This is a genomic window from Pseudomonas paeninsulae (assembly GCF_035621475.1).
In the GTDB taxonomy this organism is placed as follows: domain Bacteria; phylum Pseudomonadota; class Gammaproteobacteria; order Pseudomonadales; family Pseudomonadaceae; genus Aquipseudomonas; species Aquipseudomonas paeninsulae.
Genome location: NZ_CP141799.1, coordinates 3,665,584 through 3,681,593, shown reverse-complemented (window position 1 = coordinate 3,681,593; position 16,010 = coordinate 3,665,584). Strand labels below are relative to the sequence as shown.

At 61.1% G+C, this 16,010-nt stretch carries 16 protein-coding genes; 9 read left to right on the top strand and 7 right to left on the bottom strand.

Annotation, left to right across the window (positions count from 1 at the left end):
• Positions 1–152 precede the first annotated feature (152 nt).
• Complete coding sequence (locus VCJ09_RS16935; RefSeq protein WP_324731284.1) at positions 153–491, top strand: hypothetical protein; 339 nt, start codon at positions 153–155, stop codon at positions 489–491.
• Between the two features lie 113 nt (positions 492–604).
• Here the strand turns inward: VCJ09_RS16935 and VCJ09_RS16930 are convergent, their stop codons facing one another.
• Positions 605–2,776, bottom strand: a complete 2,172-nt coding sequence (locus tag VCJ09_RS16930; RefSeq protein ID WP_324731283.1) for a retention module-containing protein — start codon at positions 2,774–2,776, stop codon at positions 605–607.
• A 1,004-nt stretch (positions 2,777–3,780) separates the two neighbouring features.
• Here VCJ09_RS16930 and VCJ09_RS16925 point away from each other — a divergent pair.
• Both VCJ09_RS16925 and VCJ09_RS16920 read left to right on the top strand, forming a co-directional pair.
• Positions 3,781–4,590, top strand: a complete 810-nt coding sequence (locus VCJ09_RS16925) for a CAP domain-containing protein (RefSeq protein WP_324731282.1) — start codon at positions 3,781–3,783, stop codon at positions 4,588–4,590.
• 658 nt (positions 4,591–5,248) lie between these two features.
• Positions 5,249–5,638 carry a peptidoglycan-binding domain-containing protein gene (locus VCJ09_RS16920; protein WP_324731281.1) on the top strand — a complete coding sequence of 130 codons (390 nt, stop codon included), beginning with the start codon at positions 5,249–5,251 and terminating at the stop codon, positions 5,636–5,638.
• A gap of 259 nt (positions 5,639–5,897) precedes the next feature.
• On the opposite strand, the gene VCJ09_RS16915 is transcribed toward VCJ09_RS16920, so the two are convergent.
• Positions 5,898–6,266, bottom strand: a complete 369-nt coding sequence (locus VCJ09_RS16915) for a SpoIIAA family protein (protein ID WP_324731280.1) — start codon at positions 6,264–6,266, stop codon at positions 5,898–5,900.
• Between the two features lie 246 nt (positions 6,267–6,512).
• Here VCJ09_RS16915 and VCJ09_RS16910 point away from each other — a divergent pair, with 246 nt between their 5' ends.
• Complete coding sequence (locus VCJ09_RS16910; RefSeq protein ID WP_324731279.1) at positions 6,513–6,740, top strand: glycine zipper 2TM domain-containing protein; 228 nt, start codon at positions 6,513–6,515, stop codon at positions 6,738–6,740.
• A gap of 496 nt (positions 6,741–7,236) precedes the next feature.
• Here VCJ09_RS16910 and VCJ09_RS16905 read toward each other — a convergent pair whose 3' ends face one another.
• The 3 genes from VCJ09_RS16905 to VCJ09_RS16895 form a co-directional block, all read right to left on the bottom strand.
• Positions 7,237–8,481 (bottom strand): diguanylate cyclase domain-containing protein, encoded by a 1,245-nt coding sequence (locus tag VCJ09_RS16905; protein WP_324731278.1) that lies wholly within the window; start codon positions 8,479–8,481, stop codon positions 7,237–7,239.
• A 597-nt stretch (positions 8,482–9,078) separates the two neighbouring features.
• On the bottom strand, positions 9,079–9,381 hold the full coding sequence (locus tag VCJ09_RS16900; RefSeq protein ID WP_079202688.1) for a hypothetical protein: 303 nt from the start codon (positions 9,379–9,381) through the stop codon (positions 9,079–9,081).
• 314 nt (positions 9,382–9,695) lie between these two features.
• Positions 9,696–10,286 (bottom strand): NAD(P)H-dependent oxidoreductase, encoded by a 591-nt coding sequence (locus VCJ09_RS16895; RefSeq protein ID WP_324731277.1) that lies wholly within the window; start codon positions 10,284–10,286, stop codon positions 9,696–9,698.
• Positions 10,287–10,440: 154 nt separating this feature from the next.
• Here VCJ09_RS16895 and VCJ09_RS16890 point away from each other — a divergent pair, with 154 nt between their 5' ends.
• From VCJ09_RS16890 to VCJ09_RS16875, 4 genes are all read left to right on the top strand, one after another.
• The gene (locus tag VCJ09_RS16890; RefSeq protein ID WP_324731276.1) at positions 10,441–10,746 is read left to right on the top strand and encodes a putative quinol monooxygenase; all 306 of its coding nucleotides are present in this window, start codon (positions 10,441–10,443) and stop codon (positions 10,744–10,746) included.
• 145 nt (positions 10,747–10,891) lie between these two features.
• The gene (locus tag VCJ09_RS16885) at positions 10,892–11,083 is read left to right on the top strand and encodes a CsbD family protein (protein ID WP_324731275.1); all 192 of its coding nucleotides are present in this window, start codon (positions 10,892–10,894) and stop codon (positions 11,081–11,083) included.
• Positions 11,084–11,343: 260 nt separating this feature from the next.
• Positions 11,344–12,384: a sterol desaturase family protein gene (locus VCJ09_RS16880; protein WP_324731274.1), complete on the top strand. Its 1,041-nt coding sequence runs from the start codon at positions 11,344–11,346 to the stop codon at positions 12,382–12,384.
• A 393-nt stretch (positions 12,385–12,777) separates the two neighbouring features.
• Positions 12,778–13,629 carry a CAP domain-containing protein gene (locus tag VCJ09_RS16875; protein ID WP_324731273.1) on the top strand — a complete coding sequence of 284 codons (852 nt, stop codon included), beginning with the start codon at positions 12,778–12,780 and terminating at the stop codon, positions 13,627–13,629.
• A gap of 335 nt (positions 13,630–13,964) precedes the next feature.
• Here the strand turns inward: VCJ09_RS16875 and VCJ09_RS16870 are convergent, their stop codons facing one another.
• Complete coding sequence (locus VCJ09_RS16870) at positions 13,965–14,444, bottom strand: phage infection protein (RefSeq protein ID WP_324731272.1); 480 nt, start codon at positions 14,442–14,444, stop codon at positions 13,965–13,967.
• 353 nt (positions 14,445–14,797) lie between these two features.
• Between VCJ09_RS16870 and VCJ09_RS16865 the strand changes: the two genes are divergently transcribed.
• The gene (locus VCJ09_RS16865; RefSeq protein WP_324731271.1) at positions 14,798–15,217 is read left to right on the top strand and encodes a group II truncated hemoglobin; all 420 of its coding nucleotides are present in this window, start codon (positions 14,798–14,800) and stop codon (positions 15,215–15,217) included.
• A 166-nt stretch (positions 15,218–15,383) separates the two neighbouring features.
• Here the strand turns inward: VCJ09_RS16865 and VCJ09_RS16860 are convergent, their stop codons facing one another.
• Positions 15,384–15,695: a hypothetical protein gene (locus VCJ09_RS16860; protein WP_324731270.1), complete on the bottom strand. Its 312-nt coding sequence runs from the start codon at positions 15,693–15,695 to the stop codon at positions 15,384–15,386.
• Positions 15,696–16,010 lie beyond the last annotated feature (315 nt).

Below are 16,010 nucleotides of genomic sequence, written 5' to 3'. Positions count from 1 at the left end.
TCGATCATTGCTCTGCAGCCTTCGACCTAGCCTGCTGGCAACGCGTCCTGATTCGCGGCATGGGGCAACGGATCAAAGCTCCCTCACCGATTGTCTAAAATTGGACGAGAGAGCATGACGATTCCCATGCATCCACTTCAGGAGGTCTTGCCATGAATACCTTAACCATTGAAGGCTGGTGCAAAGCCAGCGGCGCCACAAAATCCACGCCGATGGGCCAATTCCAGTTTCATGTCAGCGAACCCGAGCATTTGCGCCTGGAACAGGCCGAAGAGCGCTTGCAGAAGACTCACGAGGCAGAAGCCATGGTCGATGCCGATGTGACCACGATGGAGTTGAGTACGCCGGCGGAGTGCGGCCCCTTGTCCGATATCCAGTGGCGCGTGTATCTGGATGCGGATAAACGCGGCCAATTCCATCTGGTCGGGCATCGGGCGAGTGGCGGCGATTTGGTATACACCAACGCGGTCATGGTCGATCAGCTGGGATAAGCCGATGGTGGCGCAGGGCGCCTATATTGCCCATGCCCATGCATGGACGACCTTGTATGGGCCAAAGTAAGGCAGCCGCTCGATGTGCTGAGCGGCTGTGTCAGTGTGCGTCTTCAGACCGTATCCAGTCGCAGTGCGTTGTCGCCGAACAACCCGTCGATCATTCGCGTGGTATCCGCGCCGCTGTTGATCATGCCGCCTGGGCCGGTAGTGACCTCGTAGTGCGCGGCCAGATCGACGCCGGACAGCTCGATCATCTGGCTCGGCGGCCCACCGGCATCGGCGCTGATCGAGATCAGGGTGCTGACGGAGCTGCCGCTGCCGAGCACGGAGAAGTTCAGGTAATCGGCCAGAACGCCGGATTCCTCTGTGCCCAGCAGATCATGCAGATTCAGGGCGTCGCCCTCGGGGCCGCCCACGGTGAAGTCGAGGATGCGGTCGTGGCCCTGCTCGCCGGCACTCCAGATAAAGACATCCTGGCCGCTGCCGCCAATCAGGAGGTCGTCGCCTTGTCCACCGATGAGCCTGTCGTTGCCACTTTGGCCGAACAGGATGTCATTACCGTCGCCGCCGTTGAGCAGATCACTGCCGCCTGGGGCGCTGGTCTGGCTCAGGTCGAAGGCCTGATCGACAACAAATTCGCGTACCTGGGTCAGGCTCGGTGCTGCGCCGCCATTGCCGGCCTGCAGGTAGTCGAGCAGTGCCTGATAACCCTGGCCGTCATGACTGCCGGCAGGGTGCCCAGGCCAGGCGAGAAAGTCGGTGTTCAAGCTGTCGCCGAACAGGATGTCGTCACCCGCACCGCCAGAGAGCTGATCATCGCCCAGCGCTAGCGCGCCAGCACTGGTGGAGCCGGTCGTGAGCAAGGCCTGTAACTCTTCGGCGCTGTGGACGATCTGCGAGCTGCCGGCCGGGGCGGTCACTACCGTGCCATCGGGCAGGTTCACCGAACTCGTACCGCTCGGCGCGGTATTGTCGAAAAGATCCAGCACCGCCGAGGTACTGGCCGAGCCGATACTGATGCTGTGCAGTTGGATCTGCTCACCGCCAATACCTTCGTGCAGCATGCCGCGCCCGGCCTGCAGGGCTTCGTCGATGTCACGGAAATTGGTGATGTTGGCCGTGTCGAACACCGGGTTGCCCTGTTCATCCAGGTACATGGTGGGCTGTCCGTCGGAGAGCAGAAAGGCCAGTTGTTCGAAATTGCCAGCACTGTCTGCGCCGGCGCCGATGATCTGCTGGTTGAACCATTGGCTGGCCCCAGCCAGGGCCGCCTCGTAATTGGTGTGCCCCGTCAGGCTCAGGGCGTCGATGGCGGACAGCAGGATGCCGACGTTGACCGCATTGAGTCCGTAGATAGTGGTGACCGAGCCGACATCACTGTTGAACGGCAGCAGTTGCACGTTGATCACGCCATCATGACCCTTGAGTTGGTTGGCCAGATGGCTCAAGGCATCCTTGGTCAACTGGATGCGCGACTCTCCCGAACCCGACTCGCGGGCCATACTGCCCGAGGTGTCCACCAGCAGGGCGATGTTGTAGTTCTTGCCTGGTATGGTCAGGCTCTGCGTCCCGCCGGCATCACCGATCAGCACATCGTTGCCTGAACCACCCGCCAGCATACCAGCAGGCTCCGAATCCAGCGGGCTTGGCTGCAGGTGGGGGGCAGTCGCGCCCGCTACATCGTCGGCGTTGCTACCTACCACCAGCACGGGCGGTTCAGTGACCTGAGGAGCTGGCGGCACGACCGGTTCGCCGGGCACTATCGACTCGTCTGACTCGGCGTCCGCCAGCATGCTGGGCAAGACGATATCGAGGTTCGCCAACGCCAGCGGCCCGGTGTCGAAACCGATTTGCGCCTCTAGCTGGCCGGCCGTCTCCTGCAACAGGACGAACGAGTGACCACTGTTGCTACCACCACTGCTGCCCGCCTGAGCGCCTGCCGCCGGAGCTTCGGTATTAGTGCTGGGGTCTTCACCCGCCGCGATAGCGCGCTGCAGCTCCTGTATTTCCCGCAACTGCGCGGTGCTGATCAGCGGCTCCACGGGCTCGGCGCCAGCTTCGTCGGCGAGCAATGCAGGGCTGAGCAGCAGACTGCTGGCGCTGCCCATGGCCAGTTCGCCGCCCTGGTCGAGCCTGATCGCCACCGAGCCATCACTCCCGGAAACCAACTGGTCACCGAGAAACACCCGGTCGCCTTCAATCACACGGCGTGTAACGCCGTCGTTACCGACTAGCGAAACCTCACCGATAACCTGCTGTACCACACCTATGGATAGGCTCATGCATTCTCTCCTGGAAACCGTCATACCCATGTCGGGGGTGGTAATCGCGCGGGTTTTTCAGCCATGCGCGATAGACAGACCCGCTCCGAGCGTGAGTGCCTGGGCAATGCGAACAGCATGTTGGGCAAGCAAATTGCCCAATTGGTTTAGAAAGTTTTTAAGAAACGTTCATTTATAACCGTTGGATGGTTCTCGTCATTGCGCTTGGCCGCACGGTTGTGTGCCTGCTCGCGGAGCCTTTACAGGGGCGCTGGCAATGTGCCTGCGGCTATGACCGGCCGGGGTATGGCGGGTGGCTGAAGGCGGTTGTCCAGCCTTGAAACCCTGGGTGCGGAGGCTCGGCGATGGTTGTCGCAAGAGGATTCCGGGCTTGTCTCCAGGGCAGGTTGCGCAGCGTGGATAAGCCTGGGTGCAATCCGGCAAACCCGCCCGGATTACCCTGGAGCTGATCCGGGCGATGAGAACCGGCTGGATGGATAAAGCGTTATCCACCCGCTGTCGCAAACCTTGCATATGAACATAGGGTCTAGAATGCTGATATTCGCCGCGGCTGGAAGCCTGCCGAGGCCATCAAGCGCCATGACGTGGATGACACGAACCATGCCGCACGTTCGACCTGTCGCGCGCGCGGCGCAACCGCCCGACAATGAACCCGGACTTCACGGAAATGGGTAGCGCCTATGCGCTGAATCGCGCAGCGCGATGCGGCCAACCACTGGACGCAGCTGTTCGGCACGCCGCAGTAGGATCAGGTCGCCGGGCCAGGGTCGCGCGGCCCATGGCGATGCGTCCTACCCGAGGCGACGCTGCCTGGTACAGGCATGCGCGTGGCTTTCGCATTTTCGCGAGTAGCGTTGTCTACACTTTGCCTGTTCAGGGTAAGCAGTACGCATGCATGCAACGTGATGACAGAAACCATGGCCGCGATACGACAACCATTGTCCGCACCTAGAAGCTTCCCCGGCCGCTGCCGTCTGCGCGCAGTTGCGCTGCTGTTGGTCGCCATGCTGCCTGCCACTGCGGCGCAAGCCTCCGAGACGCGAGCCCTGCTGACGCTGATCAACACGTACCGCCAAGCGTCCCCAACCTGCGACGGCCGGCAGACCGAGGCGCTGGGTCCGCTTGCGCCGGACGACAGGTTGGCGCGGGTGCTGGTGGCTTCCGAGGCGCAATTGCAGCGCGAGCTGAAGAGGGCCGGCTATCAGGCCGGCCGGGTGCTGGTAATTGCCCTGGCGGGAACCACTAACGTCAATGCCGTGATGTCTGCGCTCAAGCAGCGCTACTGCGGCCCGTTGCTGGATCCACAACTCAGCGAGGTCGGCGTTTTGCGCAGGGGCGAGTCCTGGCAGTTGATACTCGCACAGCCTCTGCTATCCCCAGACTTGGGCGGCTGGCAACACGCGGGGCAAGCGATCCTGCAACAGGTTAATCAGGCTCGCGCCACTTCCAGGAGCTGTGGCGGTCAGGTGTTCGCGGCGGCAGCGCCGCTAACCTGGAATGTGCGACTCGCCCGCTCTGCGCTGGCGCACAGCCGCGACATGGCGGCGCGCAATTACTTCAGCCATACCAGTAAAGGCGGCAGCCAGGCTGGCGGGCGCGCCCAGCACGCCGGCTACCGCTGGCAGCGCATCGGTGAAAACATCGCCGCCGGTCAGGGCAGCGCGAAACAGGCGGTAGCCGGCTGGCTGGCCAGCCCGTCCCACTGCCCCAACATAATGAATCCGCACTTCACCGAGATGGGGGCCGCCTACGCGGTGAATCCCGAGAGCGATGCGCTCATCTACTGGACCCAGGTGTTCGGCACCCCGCGTTAGGCTGTGCCAGCTGGCAGCATGGCAATCCGCCGATGAGTCGAGCAGACAGTGCACCTCAGCCACGGTGCGAGTCGGGACCGGCTCGTCAGATTCGCGCAGTCGGCGCCAGCCACGGCGAGCAAAAGACCTGCGATCAACGTCTGCCTGCCCGGTATGTGCGCAGCGTGAGCTATGTGTGCTGCCGAACAGATGGGGTCGCATTTCGTCCGTATGATCACAAATTGACATCATAGGATGCCATGGGCTTTTCGCGTTCACAGCGAAAGAACCTATGGGGCGGCCACCCAGAGCTAGCCATCCGCTGAACAAGCACCCGTACATTCACCATTCGTAGAGTTTTTGTGCCCTCGCTGCCAATAGTCGCGTTATGGCACGTAAAATTGCGCAAGCAATACCGTGTATATGCCAAAATGCGCGGTTTTTGGCACTAGCGCAGCCCCTAGTGGTGGTGCAAAAAAACGCTCGCGCAACGACGTTCGATATTTGCATAACCTGTGCGCCCGACAGGCTCCCAGGTCCCGCAGTACTTGGTCAAAGGCAATTCTGATACGTCGTGAAACGCGCGGTGCTCGAACGAGGCCCGCCTGCTTCGGACGGCTCACTGGCGTGGGAATGAGCACAGGCTCATGACCCTTTATCTATTGACGAGGGTCGCAACATGTACGATTTGCGCAGTTTTTGGCGATATACCGCGTTGCTGGGTGGTTTCTCCCTATGCTCGGTCTTCTCTGGCCTGGCCCTCGCGCAATCCGGCGAATGGCTGCATACCGTGGCCGAGGTGCAAGTAGCCGAAGCCTCCTCCAGCAGTACTGTGCTGGAAGTCCAGCGCGAACTGAACCATCGTGGCTACGGTGCCGGATCGGCGGATGGCGTGATGGGCGCGCGCACGCGTGCGGCCATCCTGGCCTATCAACGCTCGCATGGCCTGCTCGATGACGGCAACATCAGTTCGAGCCTGCTGACCCATCTGCGCGCCTCGGACCTCCAACCCGCGGCAACGGTCTCAATGCCTGAGGCCACGGCTCAGCCTGTCGCCGATATCCAGTAAGAACTGCATAGCCGTGGCTACCCAAGGGCGTCCGTCTGACCCGCTCACGGACGAGATCCACTCGGTTATCCACAGTCACGAGAGCGATCAGGGATTATTCAAGTCCGCTGAGCCAAGTGCCGACCTGCTTCGGCAACTGCGCGCAGGTTAAGGTTGCACCGATCGAAGCCCTAGCCCGTCTCCTGTCACCTGATCGACGTCGCCGCGCACAGCCTCAGCGACGTTCGCAACGGCTGCTCGCTGATCAGTGCTGGCGCCGCTACTCGCCTTGCAACCAGGCTTCGGCTTGCTCCTCCTGAGTCAGATCGAAAGCCTTGATCTGCAGACCCGGAATCAGCGCCCCCTCGAGTTCGCTGGCCTTCCTCAGCCATTCCTTGCCGGCGACCACGGCCATGCGGTCGAAGCGCCGAACAAAGCGGAACAGTTGCGGGATACGCGACAACTCGACGGCCAACGCGCCCAGGGTCGGCAGGCTAAAGTCGCCAATTCGATACAGCATCAGGCCGTGCTCGATGCCCTCGGATTGCTCGATCAGTTCATCCAGTGCAACGCGCATTTCTGCGCTGTCGAGCTTGCCGGAAAACTCGACGTCGATGCGGTTCTCGCCGTTGCGCATTACCTTAAACATAGCGACTTCTCCACGGGGGATGTGACTTCCACCATACGCCTCCTGCCTGCACACGGTAATGGGCACGCAGCTCTATGGCACGGGTAAGCGGCAGTGTCCGAGCCAGTTAAATCGCGGCGGTCCGATCCCTATGCTCGCTAGCGTACAGACGGCTCGCCGTAAGCCCATGGACAATGCAATGTTACCCACGCGTGAGCAAATCGAGCGCCAGGGACATCCATAAGGTTTTGCACTGGAGTATCACCCATGGACATTTTCAAACTTGCTTCCACCGCCATCCTGCTCTCCGCTTTAGGTTTAGGGCTGAGCGGCTGCTCTGGCATGACGCATCAAGAGAAGGGCACTGCCGCAGGGGCTGCCGTTGGTGGCGTGGCGGGCAACTTACTCTGTGGTGGCGTGCTCTGCACGGGTGCCGGCGCCGTGGTGGGTGGCGTGATTGGCCACGAAGTCAGCAAAGACAAGGACAAGAAGTAGGCCAAACCACGCTCAACGCCTGACAAGCACGCAATGTGCGCATAGGGCTGGCCGCAGCACGCGATCACACCGAGGGCGGCACTCGGTGGATATATTGCACGGGGGCTTTGGCCGCGAAGCCCTGGTTCGGTTTACCCCTGATTAGGCAGCTAGATGCCAGCTGCCAGCTGCCAGGTGACGAGCCATTCCCAGGATTAATCTGTACCAAGGCCTTACCTGCGAAAAAGCGACAGATCGACCTCTGCGCTGGCCGGGCAAAGGGTGGTGTCCACATCCCGTCTCCCGTCCCGCACCTGTGGATCATTGAACACCCTGGCCGTGCTGGCCCTCGGCGGCGTTTGCCTGCTGCTGGCCCGCGTGGCATATGACCCGGTCGAGTAAGCCAATCCTATATAAAGCTGCTCAGTTATAGAGCCAGCGGCCCAGTTTCTCCACGTTGGCCTCAACGATCTGCTGGGCGCAGATCGGAAGGTATAACCAGGGCCAGCTTGGTCGACTACCGGGTTGGCCAGACAGGGCTGGATTCGCCAGTATTCACCCTGCCCAGGCAATATTGATTATTGCCGTTGCGCTTGGCCGCATACATCGCCTGGTCGGCAATGTGGATGAGGCTGTCGATGTTCGGCCCGTGTTCTGGAAACATGGCAATGCCAAGACTGGCGCCGACCTGATGGCTGGCATTGCCGAGGCTGATCGGCTGGGACAGTCGCTGCAGAATATTCTCGCTGATTATTTGCGCATCGTTGTGCAGGCTCTTGCTCAGTTTCAGGCTCTCGATAATCACTACAAATTCATCGCCGCCCAGCCTTGCCACCATGTCGGATTCGCGCAACGTCTGCTGCAAGCGCCGTGCTGTGCTAACCAGTAATTGATCGCCAACGGCATGCCCGTGCTCATCGTTGATTTGCTTGAAACCATTGAGGTCGATAAATACCAAGGCCACCCGGGTTGCGTTGCTGCGCGCGCGCGCCAGTGCATGGGTTAAAAACTCTTCCAGCAGCAAGCGGTTGGGTAGCCCGGTCAGCGGGTCGTGGCGGGCGATTTTTTTCAGCCGGCTGACCGACGCCTTTTCTTCGCTGATGTCGCGTACCACGCCCATCATCTTGATCGGTTGGCCATTGGCGTCCTTGACCACGTTGCCGGTCTCGCGCAGCCAGTGGACGCTGCCGTCAGGCCAGATCACCCGATACTCTTCGTCATGGTTATGGCCGGTTGCAATGCAGCGCAGCTCGCCGGCCCGCACTTGCTCGCGGTCATCCGGATGGACGCAGGCACAGAACAACTCATAGCTCGGGGTTACTTCGCCGGCCTTGAAGCCGAACATGGCGTAGATGGCTTCCGACCAATACAGCTTGTCGGTATCGATCGACCAGTCCCAGGTACCAATGCAGGCGAAGTACTGACTGCGCTTGAAACGCTCGACATCTTCGCCGGGATTGTCGTGCTGATGCGTCGCCTGGGTCAGGACGAAGGCATGGCCGTGAGTGGCCGCAGGGATTCGATTTACATCCACCATCTGCGGCTTGCCATCCGCCGGCAGCAGGATGTGCTGGCGAGTAGGCGTTGCGTCGTGCTTAGCGGGTTGTGGCAACCAACGCGGTAGCGGCATGCCCTGCAGCGTTGCGGCGGGATGGCCCAGCAGCCGTGCTGCCGCAGCGTTATGCATGCTGATGCGACCGTCGCGGTTCACCAGTAACAGCCCCTCGGGGAGGGCGTGCAGCAAGGCGCGATGTTGCGCCAAAAGTTTTTCTGTTCGGCGCAGGCGCAGCAGCACAAGTGCCAATGAAACGATCAGTAGCGCAGCGATAATGGCGAGGCTGGTAGCAATCATTGGCTTTTGTAAACAATAGGGAATGAACAGTCGCTGAAAAACGGCTAATTCCGGGCAGTATGCCCGGTAACTATGGCGTTATGTGGGTTGGCGTTCAGGCGCGGTTGCGCTGGCGATGACTGTATGAGCTTTTGCGGGCGCGGGCTTAACGTCGTCTGAACTATTGCAGGTTGATGAGCAAAAGCACAAACACGGCTTTGTAGGCTGGGTTAATCCGCAGCCATCATCTGCCTTGCAGCATCAGCGCCAAAGGCCGCTGCTGCGGCAAAGTTTCCGCCGCTGCGGTTGAGACCGCCCGCGACGAGTGCTTCACGACGAGCGTCCAGATACCTGTAGCCGCGGTTCAATGCATTGGCGTCGACTACAGCCGTCAGCAACACCACAGCACGCGGGGGCACATCAGCCCGGCAGCCGTCGAGGCCTGGATGAGGACTTAACCTCGCGTCCACGGCTGCTGGGCAAGCTCAGTTCTGCGCCAACGATCCAGCTAGGGGGTAATCGGGAGGGTTACTTGGCTGCATCCAGGCGCTGATCGGTGAACACGCAGAGCACGCCGGCCCGGTTGTGCATCACCTGATGGTTGAAGTCGCAATAGGCCGCCGCCACGCTCAGGGCCATTTCCTCAGTGATCAACTTGCCCTGATCCGGACGGAACCAGGCCATCTGGCCGGGCTTGCAGCGCTCCGCCTGGGGATCGGTGTTGTAGGTGCACAGGCCGCTCAGATCGATGGGCGGGGCATCATTATTGAAGCAGGCGGATAAGGACAAGGTGGCGGTGCTGAGCAGGAGCAGGCGGACGATGGTGCGCATGGCAGGGTATCCCGACTTTGGAGGAGAGGTTGCGGGGTTAGTACCGGAAAAACCGCGAAGGTTCCGTTGCCGCCGGGTCGATCGCTGCCATGCTCAAGGGTGGGCAATCAACAACAGTGCGCAAAGAGTGGGTGGCCACCCCGTGGAAAACCGCGAAGCGTTTTCCACCATCCGCCGGGTCGCTGCGCGATCTCGAATGGCGTTGAGCGCGGCGATCGTCCGAGTCAGCGACAAGGCGGCGGTTATCCAGAGTGAAAAGACCGCGCCGTGGGCTAGGCGAAACGCTGAGGTTGTCCCCTGATGACTTCGGCGGATCAAGCCGCCAGCGCGAGTACCTGGGCCAGGTGTTGCTGGTAACGGGCGACGTCCGCCTCGATGGCAGGACGCTTCATCACGTCGACACAGAGGAAGGTCGCCAGCGGGCTCATGCCGAGGAACTGATTGGCCTTGTGGAAGGGCAAGTACAGCGCATCCACGCCCTTGGCCTCGAAGAAGTCCGTCGGGTCGTCGAAGGCCTGCTGCGGTGCATTCCAGGTGAGCGAGAGCATGTACTGCTTGCCCTGGAGCAGGCCGCCGCTGCCGTATTTCTGCGAGGCGTCGGTGCGGGTGCGACCGTCGTTGGCGTACAGGCTGCCATGGCCGGCGGTGAAGACTTCGTCGATGTACTTCTTCACCGTCCAGGGCGCGCCCATCCACCAGCCCGGCATCTGATAGATGATCACATCGGCCCAGAGGAATTTCTCCACTTCCTCGGCGATGTCGTAGCCGGCATCGATCCGGGTTTGCTTCAGGTCGCAGCCAGCCCGGTCGAGAACGGCCAGCGCGGTGTCATGCAGGGTGGCGTTGTAACGGCCTTCGGAATGGGCAAACTGTTTACCGCCGTCGAGCAGCAGAATCTTTTTCATGGCATGAGCCTCGGTCAATTGGATGGCGGCATGCTATGGGCTGCGGGCGGCGAGAAACAGCGGGTGCGCAGCAAATGATATGTGCTTGAAAGGCATGAATCAGGTGGTTTTTCCCGTTGTAAGGTAAATCATTCCTTACCCTTGGAGCGCCACGATGCCTGACCGATACGGATTCATCCTGCATGCCCACACCCGAGCGGAAAAGGCCGCCGAGTTCGAGGCGCTATTCCGCGCCTATGTCGAACCCAGCCGGGCCGAAGCGGGTTGCATCGAATACCACATGCTGCGCGATCACCAGGACCCGACGCTGTTCATCTTCGTTGAGGTCTGGCAGTCAAAGGAGCACCTGGCCATCCACAGTGCCTTGCCGCACATGCGGCGCTTTTATGAGCAGCGCATGGATTACCTGCGCAGCGACTTCGCGATTCGCCAGATCGAGATGCTCAGCCCGGCCAACTAAGTCGCCGGCCGGGGCGTCGGGATGACCGAGCGCTCCGGCCATGCCAAGAGCCAATCGGTCATCTGGGTCATTCACCCGTGAATAAACAGAACGATAACGCCGCGCAGGGTTCCACTCTCTATAACCCATCGAACTGAGGTGTGGCATGAGCAGCACGAAAGACAAAATCACCGGCAATACCAACGAAGCCATCGGCAAAGTGAAAGAAAGTATCGGCAAGGCTACCGACAATCCTAGCCTTGAAGGCGAAGGTCTTGCCCAGCAAGTGAAGGGCAAGGGCCAGCAACTCAAGGGCGACGTCAAGGACGCGATCAAGCGCGGCGTCGACAAGGCCTGATCGAACCACGAGCAACCCAACCCGGCCATTGTCACCAATGGCCGGGTTTTTTATGCGCGGCCAGAAACTGTTACCGCGGGACAATCAGGGGCGGCGCTGATGACTTCCAGGGGGCTCAGGGGCGGAGCTACCCAGCCAACTGAGATTTATAGAACGCCAGCCAGGACACTGGGTGGTTGCGTTCGCTGAGATGTGTTCGTATTGGCGAACGATTGCGATTGTATTTATAATTTGCGCCTTTTGACTGAGGCCGACCTGCCGTGGGTGTTCTCTCGACTATCCATGACCATCTGAACGAACTGGCGATCGAGCCGGTTTTCGAGCAGCTTTCCGGTATTTTCGACCTAAACGGGCGCTTCGGCGTGCTGTTTCTCGGCGTGTCCTATGCCGTCGCCTACGGCCTGTTTCGCTGCAGGCGGCAGCGCGGTCTGACCGACGCACGTTCGTTCTGGCAGTTCATCGGCGGCAGCCGGGTCAATTTCCATCGCTCGGCCTTGCTGGATTATCGCTACTACTTCGTGCGGGCCATCCTCAAAGTCGCGCTGGTGTTACCCATCGTCGGCCTGGTCGACCCGCATATTCTGCGCGCCGCCGATTACATGGCCTTATTCAGCAACCTCTGGGGCGCGCGCCCGCAACTGGGGCAGAACCTCTCGCTGTCCCTGCTCTATGGGCTGGGGGTGTTTCTGCTGAGTGATTTCACCCATTACTGGACTCACCGGGCCTTTCATTGCCGCTGGCTGTGGGCGTTCCACAAGGTCCATCACTCGGCGCCCGTGCTGGTGCCGGTGACGGCGAGCCGGGTGCACTTCGTGGAGAAGATCGTCGGCAAACTGGCCAGCGCCATCTGTCTCGGCGCCTACGCCGGAGCCTTCTGGTACGCCTGCGGCGGAGAAATCAGCCGATACACCCTGTTCGGCGTGACCTACCTGGTGTTCATTTGCAGTGCCCTGGCGGCCAACCTGCGGCATAGCCATGTCTGGCTGTCGTTCGGGCCACTGATCGAGCATGTGCTGAACAGCCCGGCCCAGCACCAGATTCACCACAGCGACGCGCCCCGGCACTTCCACAAGAACTTCGGCACCAACCTGTCGCTGTGGGACTGGATGTTCGGCACGCTCTACGTCACCCGTTCAAAGCCGGAAGCCATCAGCTTTGGCACCGCCGAGCAGGATGCCCATCGCTACCTGACGCTCTATGGCTTGATCGTCACGCCCTTCGTCGACACAGCTCGCCAGCTATTCCCGGCGAAACGCGCGCAGGCAGTTGCGCCTGAATCCACCGAGACCTCCTATTCGTAGCGGGCCGTTGAAAATGTAGCGGGCGACGGCTAGGCAAGGCGAAAACGGCCGCAACGCAGCGAAGCGGAGTAACAGCCACAGGCTGGCCCGCAGGGTGAGCGTAGCGAATCAAAAGCGCAGTTTACGTGTGGTAAATGAGCATTTTGAGACGCCGCGTCCCGGGCCTATTTCAACGCCGCATTGCCTAGCGCAGTCGTTTTTCAACGGCCTGCTAGTGGGCGCTGGTGGCCTACCGCTTGCCGGCGCGGCGTGGTGCATTCGACGCCTGCTGTACAGGACAGAGCCGCTACGGTGAATATGTGTCGTTGCTCGAGCCGCCTTGTTGGTCGGGTATTAAATGACGCCAGTCCTTTTGGCTCATCAATGGGTGCACTCAGGTCGAGGGAAGTTGCCATGCATGTCAGGTCATCCGTTCTGCGTTTCGCCGCGTGCGCGCTGGGATTGGTAGTTACCGTAGCCGCCGGCGCGGCCGAGGAGGCGCGGCTGGTCGAGTCGATCAACGCCTATCGCAGCCAAGTGCAGCGCTGCGCGGAGCAAGCCTCCGAAGAGCTGTTGCCGCTGACGGCCGACCCGCGCCTGGTGCTTTCCGTCAGCGGTGGCGGCGACCTGCAGCAGGCGCTGGCGCGCACCGCCTATCCCATGGTCAATGTGCAGGCCATCAGCCTGTCCGGGCCGCGCGATGCGTCTGCGGCGATGAAGGTGCTGCAGGAGAGCTACTGCCAGGTGTTGCTGGACCCGCAGTTCGTCGACATCGGCGTGAGCCGGCTGGAGCGCGACTGGCGCATCGTGCTGGCGCGGCCGCTGCTGGGCGGACGCCTGGGCGACTGGCAGGCAGAAGGGCAGACGCTGCTCGAACAGGTCAACGCGCTGCGTGCACAGCCGCGTCAGTGCGGTGCCCAGTCGTTCGCCGCGGCGACGCCACTGGTGTGGAACGCCACGCTGGGCGCGGCAGCCGAAACCCATAGTCGAGCCATGGCCAACGGTAACTTCTTCGCCCACCAAGGCCGTGATGGCCGCACCCCGGGCGACCGGGCGGAACTGGCCGGCTACAGCGGTCGGCAGGTCGGCGAAAACATCGCCGCCGGGCTGGACGCCACGCGCCAGGTGGTCGACGGCTGGCTATCCAGTCCCGGTCATTGCGCCAACCTGATGAACCCGCAGTTCAGCGAGCTGGGCGCCGCCTATGCGACCGACCCCAAGAGCGATGCGGGGATCTACTGGACTGCGCTGTTCGGCGCGCCCTGAGGGTTGAGTCGGAGGGTGGGAAACCGCGAAGCCTTTTCCACCGTGTCGATGTCCAGGCTACTTGCCGACGGAGTCGAGCGCGGAGCAACCCCAAGCAGTCATCCACTGCTGCAACTATCGGCTAGGCAGAGATAGTCAGTTGCAGGCGCAGGAAGAGTCGGAAATCTGTGGGCAGCGGTATGCCGGCCCACTGCGCTCAAACGGAAAATTGTGGTCTGTTCCCTGTTGTTTTGAATCGGCAGGCAAAGAAAAGCCGGCTGATGAGGCCGGCTTTATATCTGGCAGCAGTTCCGATTCAGTCATACAGAGTTCTCGATCAGACAATCGGAGCTACCTTAGGCAACGCGGTTGTCGATCAGGCGATCCGAACCACCTTCGGCAACGCGGTTGTCGATCAGACGATCCGAACCACCTTCGGCAACGCGGTTATCGATCAGACGATCCGAACCACCCTCGGCGACGCGGTTGTCGATCAGACGATCCGAACCACCCTCGGCGACGCGGCTGTCGATCAGACGATCAGAGCCACCCTCGGCGACGCGGTTGTCGATCAGGCGATCCGAACCACCCTCGGCGACGCGGCTGTCGATCAGACGATCAGAGCCACCCTCGGCGACGCGGCTGTCGATCAGACGATCAGAGCCACCCTCGGCGACGCGGCTGTCGATCAGGCGATCTGAACCACCCTCGGCGACGCGGCTTTCAATCAGGCGATCCGAGCCGCCTTCAGCGACAACGGGTTGAGAGGAGGAGGCGGCAAAAACGTTGGCGGCCAGTACAGAGAAAGCAAAGCTGAGGATGAGTTGGCGTTTCATGGTGGTGTGCTCCGGGGGTGTTAGTTGGGTATGGAGCAGATGGTACGCTCGAGGATTTTTAAGAGAACTTCATTGGGCTGATGGTAAACATCGACGCCAGCAATAACGCGGCGAGCAGCACCTCGGCTGGCAGGCGAGGGGATCACGAGCGTTACCTGACGCGCTACGGTTTGATCGTCACGCCCGGTGTCGACACGGCGCGCAAGCTCCTCCCAGCGCAGAATGCGCAGGCGATTGCGCCAGGAGCTGCGAAACGTCCCGTACATAGCGCCGACTAATCCAGCCGCCGATCCCGATTGACAGGCCAGGCCCGGCAGCCTTGTACACTGTGGTTTTCCCCAGGAAGCTTTGCCATGAACAATCCGCCTTTCGGCGTCGATGACGCCTCTTACCAGGCCGCAGGGGGCATCGATGGCTTGCGCCGCTTGGTCGACGATTTCTACCGGTTGATGGACCAGTTGCCGGAGGCAGCCGCGTTGCGGCGCATGCATTCGCAGAGTCTGGAAGCGGCCCGGGACAAACTGGCCTGCTTCCTCAGCGGCTGGCTGGGCGGCCCGCGCCTGTTCAGCGAGAAGTACGGCGCCATCTCGATTCCAGCCTTCCACGCCCAGTGGCCAATCGACCAAGCCGGCAGCGATGCCTGGTTGAATTGCATGGCGCAGGCGATTGAGTTGCAGGACTACACCCCGGCGTTCGCCGAGTACCTGCTGACTCAGTTACGGGTGCCGGCCCAGCGCATTGTCCAGGCCAGTCAAAACCGCCACGGCGTTTAGCTCGGGATTGACGACAGCTCTGCCGGCTTTGGCCTTCGACGAAGTGGGCGTCGTCTGTGCCATTGCGGGTAATGGCTAACGGTGGAACCGCCGCTCCATAGGATGGGTTGCGCAGGGCGATACCCATGCGGTTGTTGGATCGCCTGCTTGATGGGTATCGCGGCGCTCAACCCAGCCTGCGAGTTATTGCGCGAGCGCTACTCGACAGCCGTTGCAATAACGCATGCTCACACAGCCTAAAGAGCAGGTAGCAGGCCATGGCCAGCAGCGCTATCAGCGTGAGTTCGCCAAACTGTAGTAAGCCGCCACTCATCAGCGCCAGCCAACCATGTCTAACGATAAAGGCAGCATTGCTGCCGAGTAACTGCACCAGATCGATAGTGAGGTAGCCAAAAGCCAAAAAACTCGCCGTCATGAGGAAGAAACTAACCAATAGCTGACGGTGTAACCATCGATAAAATGAACTGTAAGTTGGCATGCTCACTCCCGTTGTGCGGGCAGTTTGGTTGGGCAACCTTTGCCGCCGGCACGGTTATGCCATTGCGGCAAGGACGTACAAGAAATGTAGCTTAGGGGGGGAGAGAGCGGGCCAGCTGACGGGATGATGGGTATCGCGGCGCTCAACCCATCCTACGAGCTACCTGCCCAGCCGGGAGGAAGCACCGCACGGTGGACGCTGGAATATGGCCAGTCCGGCAGGTGCTCGACATGGCCGTGCTTTTTGGGAGTGAAGAGCCGGAGTACTCCGGCGGAGTGCCGGCCCTTATCCGAGTGCCCCTTGCGCGTCTATTTA

Excerpts from the sequence above, each read along its gene's own strand:
- VCJ09_RS16935 (WP_324731284.1), top strand. The coding sequence starts at position 153 with ATGAATACCTTAACCATTGAAGGCTGGTGCAAAGCCAGCGGCGCCACA.
- VCJ09_RS16930 (WP_324731283.1), bottom strand. The coding sequence starts at position 2,776 with ATGAGCCTATCCATAGGTGTGGTACAGCAGGTTATCGGTGAGGTTTCG.
- VCJ09_RS16925 (WP_324731282.1), top strand. The coding sequence starts at position 3,781 with ATGCTGCCTGCCACTGCGGCGCAAGCCTCCGAGACGCGAGCCCTGCTG.
- VCJ09_RS16920 (WP_324731281.1), top strand. The coding sequence starts at position 5,249 with ATGTACGATTTGCGCAGTTTTTGGCGATATACCGCGTTGCTGGGTGGT.
- VCJ09_RS16915 (WP_324731280.1), bottom strand. The coding sequence starts at position 6,266 with ATGTTTAAGGTAATGCGCAACGGCGAGAACCGCATCGACGTCGAGTTT.
- VCJ09_RS16910 (WP_324731279.1), top strand. The coding sequence starts at position 6,513 with ATGGACATTTTCAAACTTGCTTCCACCGCCATCCTGCTCTCCGCTTTA.
- VCJ09_RS16900 (WP_079202688.1), bottom strand. The coding sequence starts at position 9,381 with ATGCGCACCATCGTCCGCCTGCTCCTGCTCAGCACCGCCACCTTGTCC.
- VCJ09_RS16895 (WP_324731277.1), bottom strand. The coding sequence starts at position 10,286 with ATGAAAAAGATTCTGCTGCTCGACGGCGGTAAACAGTTTGCCCATTCC.
- VCJ09_RS16890 (WP_324731276.1), top strand. The coding sequence starts at position 10,441 with ATGCCTGACCGATACGGATTCATCCTGCATGCCCACACCCGAGCGGAA.
- VCJ09_RS16885 (WP_324731275.1), top strand. The coding sequence starts at position 10,892 with ATGAGCAGCACGAAAGACAAAATCACCGGCAATACCAACGAAGCCATC.
- VCJ09_RS16875 (WP_324731273.1), top strand. The coding sequence starts at position 12,778 with ATGCATGTCAGGTCATCCGTTCTGCGTTTCGCCGCGTGCGCGCTGGGA.
- VCJ09_RS16870 (WP_324731272.1), bottom strand. The coding sequence starts at position 14,444 with ATGAAACGCCAACTCATCCTCAGCTTTGCTTTCTCTGTACTGGCCGCC.
- VCJ09_RS16865 (WP_324731271.1), top strand. The coding sequence starts at position 14,798 with ATGAACAATCCGCCTTTCGGCGTCGATGACGCCTCTTACCAGGCCGCA.
- VCJ09_RS16860 (WP_324731270.1), bottom strand. The coding sequence starts at position 15,695 with ATGCCAACTTACAGTTCATTTTATCGATGGTTACACCGTCAGCTATTG.